Genomic DNA, 7,023 nt, shown 5'->3' with positions numbered 1-7,023 from the left:
CATTGATTTGCGCGGCCAAGGCCTCGGCTTCCTTGCTGACCGGCACAGCCTCGGCCGCTGCTACCGGTACATCTTCAGGAACTGCCGGAAGCTCGAGTTCGATGGAGTCACCTACGGTCTTTACGGGCAGGCCAGGAATCTGGGTGTCGGCAACTGCGCAAGACGAGGCAGCTACGAGCAGCACGCCGGCGGCGGCCAGAGCGAGAAGTTTCAGTTGCATGGGCGATCAGCCTTGGGCGTTCTGAGGCGGGGGCGGCGTGGCCCCGTCATGGACATCGAGGTGGTCGAGAAGCACCCGGTAGTTCGAGACGACGAACCGCATCTCGTAGGTCTTCACCTCACGACGCTCCGCGCCGCGCAGTCCGCGGATTCGGTGCTCACCGGTGATGAGCACGGATCGTCTGGCGTTGTCCCAGCGAGAGCTAATAGGGTCGAACTCGATCGTGAGCTGCTCGTCCTTCAGCACCTTGATCTGCTCGGCGAGCCGATCCACAACGCTTCGGTACACGGATGGAGACAGGTGGCTGCCGATCGTGTCGAGAACTAGGTCAGCGTTACGGGGAGTGATATTGCCGAGGTTGTTGGCGAGGAACTGCGCCCACGCGATCTGCAGGCTCTGGCTCGCAGAGTTCTCCGAGATCTCTACCTCTGTAGACAGGCCAGGAGGGACGATGACTACGCGCTGGTCTGTCGACGCCCAGCCGTATGCCATGACAAGCATGGCCAAAACTTGCCCCGCGACGATCCAGCGGGTCAATCTGTTTTCCCTGAGCGCCTGCTCGAAGGTATTGCGCTGCGTCGAAAGCTTCACAGCGGCAAGACCTGGCGGATGTACGGAGAGATGACTGATCGCGCCTTGCTCGGCACGAACCCGTACCAGTAGGCGAAGTGCAGTAGAAACCCCTCAGGCTGCGTCTGTTTGAAGCGTCGATACCAATAGACGGCCAGTACACCCGCTGCCATACAGATGATCAGCTCTTCGGTGATGATGGCGGCGATCAGGAACAACGCGAGCGGGATCAGCTCATCCGCTGACCAGAACAGGAGGGTTTGGGGGTCGTCGAGGTGCAGCGGCAGCTCGTGCTCTTGGTTCCAGTTCATGTGCTTCGAGTGGTCCGGGTGGGGTGATGACCACTCTAGGAACCGTGAAGCGCGCCCACTTCCGCGATACCCCCCGTTTTCGGAGAGATATCGGAAAGTAGGCCCCTGAAACGAAACACCCCCGACCTGCAGTGCAGGTCGGGGGTGCGGGCTAAACGGTCGGATCGTGCCGAGGAGCCGGCTCGACTTCCCAGAACTCGACATCCTGGGGTTGGGACACCTCCTGTTGGGCGCTGGAAGAGGCGTCGTAGCGCACCATGGCGGTATCTAGCTTCGCCTGGCGGTAGGCCACCGGGTCGATGCCCTGACGTCGCAAGGCTTCATCAAGCAGGGCCTCTTCAAGGTCCAGAGCGCTCGGAGCAGCTGCCCCTCCGGAAGTGACCACCATGGCCGGATGCCACAGCACACCGCCAGGTCGCGGCAACGCCGGAGTGATCGGCTGCACTGAATCGAAAACACGCACGGGTTCCGGAACCGGTGTCGCCCGGCGCAAGGTCTCCGGGTCGATGCCCTGACGAAGCAAAGCTTCAGCCAGGAGAGCGTCCTGAAGATCCCGATGATTTGCTGCAGTCACCCCTCCGGGCGTGACAGCCATCGCCGGATGCCGCAGTACACCGCGAGGTCCCGACAATGATCGTGTGTGCGCAGGCGCCGGAGCGGGAAAAGGCGTGGACTCCGGTGTAATCGTCGCATCGGGCGACATTGCAGCACGTGGCACTGGTTGTCTCGCGAACAGGCTTTGGATCGTGGCGGAAACTACGGCGAAGCTGCCAGCCAAGGCTGCAAGACCGAAGGCAAGCACGAAAAGATCGCGGAAAAACATGTTGTCCTCTCCTGATGGACGAGGACTCGCCCCAAGGGGGGACGAGCCCCCAAGTGGGTGAATGGTCAGTTTGCCGAGACCGACGGCCCCGCCGAGGCGGAATTGCATCAAGGGTAGCCCGAAGTGTCGGGGCGCTTGCAAGGGGTTGACACCTCGCACGGCCAGCAGGGCATGGGTAAGCGCCGACCGTCGCAGGTTGACAGGCTCGACGACGCAGGCAAGGTGGGACTACGATGGCCAGGACGGCTATCGCCAACGAGCGAAGGAATCGCCATGGAATTGATCAAGTACTTCTCGATCTTAGTGATCGCGCTTGCCGTGATTCACGGCGCGGTGAGTGCGTTCCAGCCCAGCAAGAGGACGGCGCCCGCAGGGAATGCTGTTACTCCCGCGTCCACGGACGAGCCCACGGAAGAGGACGATCATCTCGGCGCGCTTGAGTCGATGGCGCGGATGGAGCATGGCCTGATGGGAGCTCCCAAAGGCGTTCAGGTTTGGGCCCTATACGACGACGATTGAGCCCGGTGAAACCTCGCTTCTTCTTCCGCAAGCTCCCATTCGTTGAGCGGGCGGACACCCATTCAGCCGCGGCCGCATGAACTGCCTACCTGCACCCCGCACCCCGCACCGCTCGGTTAGGCAGCCTTTCGAGAGTTATGACTATGAAATCTGTGGTGCTGATTGGGATCATCGCGGCGGTACTCGCCGTGATTCATGGCCTCGTGTACGCGACTGACGGCGGCAAAGCCAAGGCTGCATCTGCAGCAGCTGCTGCTCTGGCTTCGAACCCAGCCGGAGCGGCGGATCACCGGATTGATGCGCTCGATCTCGCTCGCCAGATGGACATAGATGTTCACGGCACGGAAGGGCACTTCTTGGATTCCAACGTGCTCCATCAAGACTGGCGCAACGGAGACGTCTGATCGCAACCGGGGCCAGCTACGCGAGTCTGGCCCGGCATAGCTTCCCTCAGCGTCCCGTCGCCCATTCGGCGACGTCACCGGCTGCGCCAGCTAACGCGCGGACGTCGCCAACTGGGGTTGCAAGGTCCACGATTTCGTTGAACGTGTGAGACTGCATCAGGCCCGCATATTCATCGCCTTCTTCGTTCGTGAGTGAGCGTGTTTGCCTCAGGGCATGGAGTTCTTCCAGTCGCGAAGCTGGCGCTGCATCTGACGCAGGGATCGGCTCGCCCATCGCCGCTCTCACATCTCGATCAAGATACCGCGCGTCCGTTGGTGTTTCGGCATCCATAACTCTGTCACGAATCCCAGGATCCACTCCGTCAGGAAGCCCGCCGAACGCATTGATGGGCGACATGGCCTCCGCTGTCCGGCTACCGATTGTGGCGGCACTCATGTCGATCTGAGCCGCAGCTGCCTGCTCAACGTATCCACCGGTGGACGTGGCCGCGGAATGGCCAATACCGATATCCGCTGGAGACCCGGTCGAAACCGCGCTGGCCTGGCCAGGGTTACCGTTCGCGAAGGCCCCCGCGCCGTAGAGCGGGTTCGAAGCACTCGCATCGCCAAACACAAGACGACTGATGTCGGCGGCGGCTTCCTGATGGGACGCTTCTTTACCTGCCGCAGGAGGGCTTCCGAAGGCGGCCCGCATGATGGCAGCAGCCTCTGCCTCCCGTGACCCTTGCGGCAACCCACTGTTCAACGCCACACCATTTTCGGCTGATCGCATGGCGTCAGGACCCACAGCCGAGGACACCTTTGCATAGAGGTCGGTGAGCTGCGTATCGACCGGAGCCGAACCCGTCGCATTTTGTGCCATCGAGCCGAGAAGTGCCGCTACAGCCTGGCTCTCAGGCAACGACTGCGACGTCCCGAAGGAGTCTGCACGCTGGCGTGCAGACTCGTACGCGGACTGAGACGACTGAACGTCCTGAAACTGCTGGCCCAGGGTGTTGCTTCGAGCAATCTCCTCGGCGAGCCTCGCATTGCTGCCAGTTTCGTCGACAACCTCGCGCCCGACGCGCCGCGATAGCTGCGTGCTGTATCGATCCGCTAGGTCGCGGACCTGCTGCTGGGACTGACCGGTGCTCGTCGCGAGCTCCCGGGACAAACCTTGAGAAATGGTATCCGTGTTCCTGGCGCCTGCCTGGGCATTCGATAGCAGCGACCCGACAACAGCAGCGGCTGCGCCTCCTCGGCCCTTCAGTCCGGCGAGCTTATCCGCAATGGCCGTGCCGGCGAGGGCTTGACCAATGTCTTTGCCGGTCACTGAGCCTGAGAGAGCTTGTGCAAACTGCGCCTGCTCGCTCGTGCTGAGCCCAGCGCTAGCCAGCTCCTGCTGGCTGTAGCCCATCGACTGTAGGAAGCCGGCCGTCTCACCCCGACTTTCTTCGAACGCTCGGGTTTCTGCCGCGCGCAATCCCTCCTTTGCCTCGACACCAAAGCCTGCAGTTTCCTTGTAGGCGAGTTGGATCGACGAGCCGAAAGTTGCCTGCGCAGATTCAGAACGACTCTCAGCAGACCGGACCATGGCACTGCCCATGCTGCTTTGTGAGTAGGAGTACCCAGCGGCGCCCGTTTGCACCTGAGCTGTCATCGACGACATCGCTCGCGTGTCGTCGATCTTCAAAGCCGCCCCAGGCGTCGCTGTGTCTCCGGAGCTCATCTTCTCGTTGACTTGATCGCCGCCCTGCAGTCGGTTGGCGTATGCGCTCGCGGTGACCGCGCCACCGAAGAGCAACATCATCGCCAAGCTGGGCACACCGGCCGTCAGCAATCCCGCCACACCTGCGATTCGAACTGTCTCTTCGAACAGCCACTGGATCTGCGCCAGGCTGGCTCCACCAGCGATCGACGCGTCCATCTGCTCCAGGACCGAGCTCAACATCCGGGATGTGTAGAGATTGCAGATCGAGATCAACGGCATCCACAGCACTACCCAAACCGGCAGCACAAGGTACTTGAGCGCCAGCCGAATTCCGAAGTTCCCGAAGCCGATCAAGAAGGCCATCATCGGCGCGAGCGCGTAGGTCAAGGCCTCGAAGAAGGAGATCGTCGGACGGATGATTTGCAGAAACATCCCCTCTTCCGCTGCCCATTGAACAGCGCGCTGACGGGAGGCCTGCTGCATCATCAGCGACTGCATTGCGCGAGGGTCGTTTCGCAGGCCTTCGATGAGGCCCACGTCCATCGCACCGACCGCCAAAGCCGCCACGGCGATTCGCTCTGCTTTTATATTGTCAAGGTTGTTTACAGCTATCGAACGCAGCGCGTTATTGATCTCGTCGAGCACATCTTCAAGCTCTCCTCCTTCCCGGATCCGTGCGCCCATTCCCTTGTTGAGGGCTTCACGAATAAAGGGGTCATTGACCTCATAGTCAAGACCTAGACGCGTCCAAGCATCCGAGCAGGTGTGCGGTGTCTCTGGCCCTGTAGGGGTCAGCTGCATCATCACGACCGTCTGGTCGTCAGCTTCCAGCTGGGCGAGGAAATCAGGCTGCGTCCAAAGTGCATCGCCACGACCGAACCGTCTGATGTGACGAAGGCTGCATTGACTGAAGTAGCGCTGCACGTTCGATCGCAACACACCCAACTCCCGGCTCGGGTTGCGCGGGTCAGCCAGCGCAAGGGGGGCGCGCAGAAGCTCGAGTGTTCGGCCGAATCCACCGGAAGCCAGGGGCAATCCGTTGTTTGAGCCGGGTGTGCTGAACGCGCTGTCCATCTCCTGCGCAAAGTACAGGCCTGTGTTGCTGATCAGGTGACCCAAAACAGCAAGTCCGATCGGCACGTTTGCAACGCGATCGATTTGGGGTCGACCGTCGGGCCCGGGTAGCACGCCTTCCACTACGACCTCGACCCTGGATCCGAACATCACAGTGAACATCAGCGCTGAGATCGCCATGGTCTGGAGTTCAATCTCCTTGCCTGCCGTAAAGACCGCCTTGAAGGCGCAGACGATGAGGCCGATCACCGCGCCCAGAGCAGCGACAGCCGCGTAGCCACCGGCGCCACCGCTGCCAAACATCGCTGCCCCATTAAGTACCGCGCGAACGAATTCGAAGGTACCGAGTACCTGTATGTTCCAGTCCATCAGCGAGATCCTCCAACCACGCTGCTGGCGCGGGGCGTTTCGCCCCGCTGTGCGCCTGGCGTATCGGTGACCCCAAAACGGTTCAGCTGTTCTGCTCTTGAAACCATCATGCTGACCGTTTGTGGATTGGCCCTGATCTGCGCGTACTCGGAATCCAAACGGGCCTGGGCACGCTCAATCATGGTGATCTGGGTCGTCTTGCTCGCATCGTGGATGTGTACTGCGACAGCGCTGCGCATGGATCTGAGCATCTCTGTCAGGAACTGATAGGTGAACTCAGCTGCTATCTGGCTGCTGAACTCCTGCACGATCATGCGGGCGTGGGTGCCGTCGGGTTGCACCGAGATTGACTGCGTGATCAAAGCACCCAGCTCGTTGTGGTAGCCCATCAGCGCGGATTGGAACGGCGTCATCTCTCCTGATGAATCGCCGATCTGCTTGGCGATGATCCCGCCCTCGCCCGATGCAGTTGCTCCGTTGAACGCCTCAAGGATGTACGAGCGCATACCCTTGAACTGCATCGAGCGCGATTGCGGGTTGAGGCAGTTCCGGGAATCGCTGCAGAAGTACACCTGCGACCGAGTAATGTTGGGGGCGTTCTGAGTCCCCGCTCCCGTCGCGTTTGAGCCCTCGATGAACGCGGCAAGACTCAGGATCGGGGGTATCTCGCGGGTCAGCGTGGAGGCTGAGTCCGTTCCAGTCGCCTGGCACTGAGGATCAGTCGCATGACAGATCTGGATCGAGCCGACTAGGCTCAGCAACTCTTCCATGAAGGCCGTGTCGTCGCCGCCGGTCACGCTCGTCCACGTGCCAGCGTTGGCACTGCGCATCGCACGCCAGAGCAGATTTCCCGGCATGACAGCTTCGCGTTCTTCCTCGGTCCCGCGCGCTTGGAGTCTTTGCGTCGGTGTTTCAGCACCCGCTCGCGGGCGACCGAAAGCACTGAATGCGTCAGCGCTGTCTCCGTTGAACATGCTCTGGAATCCCGCCTGGATTTCCTTCCGCTCCTTGTCGCCCTCCTGATCACCCGGAGCAAGTTGCAC

Annotated in this window: 8 protein-coding genes; 2 read left to right on the top strand and 6 right to left on the bottom strand. The window is 61.3% G+C overall.

What is annotated here, in order from left to right:
* The 4 genes from ACIQ7H_RS21350 to ACIQ7H_RS21335 form a co-directional block, all read right to left on the bottom strand.
* A partial coding sequence (locus tag ACIQ7H_RS21350) for a hypothetical protein (protein WP_395795367.1) occupies positions 1–220 on the bottom strand: 220 nt, incomplete at its 3' end.
* Positions 221–226: 6 nt separating this feature from the next.
* Positions 227–811 (bottom strand): TraE/TraK family type IV conjugative transfer system protein, encoded by a 585-nt coding sequence (locus ACIQ7H_RS21345; protein ID WP_395795365.1) that lies wholly within the window; start codon positions 809–811, stop codon positions 227–229.
* Positions 808–1,101, bottom strand: coding sequence for a type IV conjugative transfer system protein TraL (gene traL, locus ACIQ7H_RS21340; RefSeq protein ID WP_395795363.1), 294 nt, complete (start codon positions 1,099–1,101; stop codon positions 808–810). Before traL ends, ACIQ7H_RS21345 begins: the two co-directional genes overlap by 4 nt.
* 151 nt (positions 1,102–1,252) lie before the next feature.
* Positions 1,253–1,924 (bottom strand): hypothetical protein, encoded by a 672-nt coding sequence (locus ACIQ7H_RS21335; RefSeq protein ID WP_395795361.1) that lies wholly within the window; start codon positions 1,922–1,924, stop codon positions 1,253–1,255.
* Positions 1,925–2,197: 273 nt separating this feature from the next.
* On the opposite strand from ACIQ7H_RS21335, the gene ACIQ7H_RS21330 reads away from it, so the two are divergent.
* Together ACIQ7H_RS21330 and ACIQ7H_RS21325 are read left to right on the top strand one after the other, a co-directional pair.
* Positions 2,198–2,443, top strand: coding sequence for a hypothetical protein (locus ACIQ7H_RS21330; RefSeq protein ID WP_395795359.1), 246 nt, complete (start codon positions 2,198–2,200; stop codon positions 2,441–2,443).
* A gap of 143 nt (positions 2,444–2,586) precedes the next feature.
* Positions 2,587–2,847, top strand: a complete 261-nt coding sequence (locus ACIQ7H_RS21325) for a hypothetical protein (protein WP_395795357.1) — start codon at positions 2,587–2,589, stop codon at positions 2,845–2,847.
* 46 nt (positions 2,848–2,893) lie between these two features.
* On the opposite strand, the gene ACIQ7H_RS21320 is transcribed toward ACIQ7H_RS21325, so the two are convergent.
* Both ACIQ7H_RS21320 and ACIQ7H_RS21315 read right to left on the bottom strand, forming a co-directional pair.
* Complete coding sequence (locus ACIQ7H_RS21320; RefSeq protein ID WP_395795355.1) at positions 2,894–5,980, bottom strand: conjugal transfer protein TraG N-terminal domain-containing protein; 3,087 nt, start codon at positions 5,978–5,980, stop codon at positions 2,894–2,896.
* The coding region (locus ACIQ7H_RS21315; RefSeq protein ID WP_395795353.1) for a conjugal transfer protein TraH at positions 5,980–7,023 on the bottom strand (1,044 nt) is incomplete at its 5' end. The genes ACIQ7H_RS21315 and ACIQ7H_RS21320, both read right to left, overlap by 1 nt.

The organism is Aquimonas sp., assembly GCF_044377145.1.
Taxonomy (GTDB): Bacteria; Pseudomonadota; Gammaproteobacteria; order Xanthomonadales; family Xanthomonadaceae; genus Aquimonas.
This window is presented reverse-complemented; position numbering and strand designations above follow the sequence as displayed.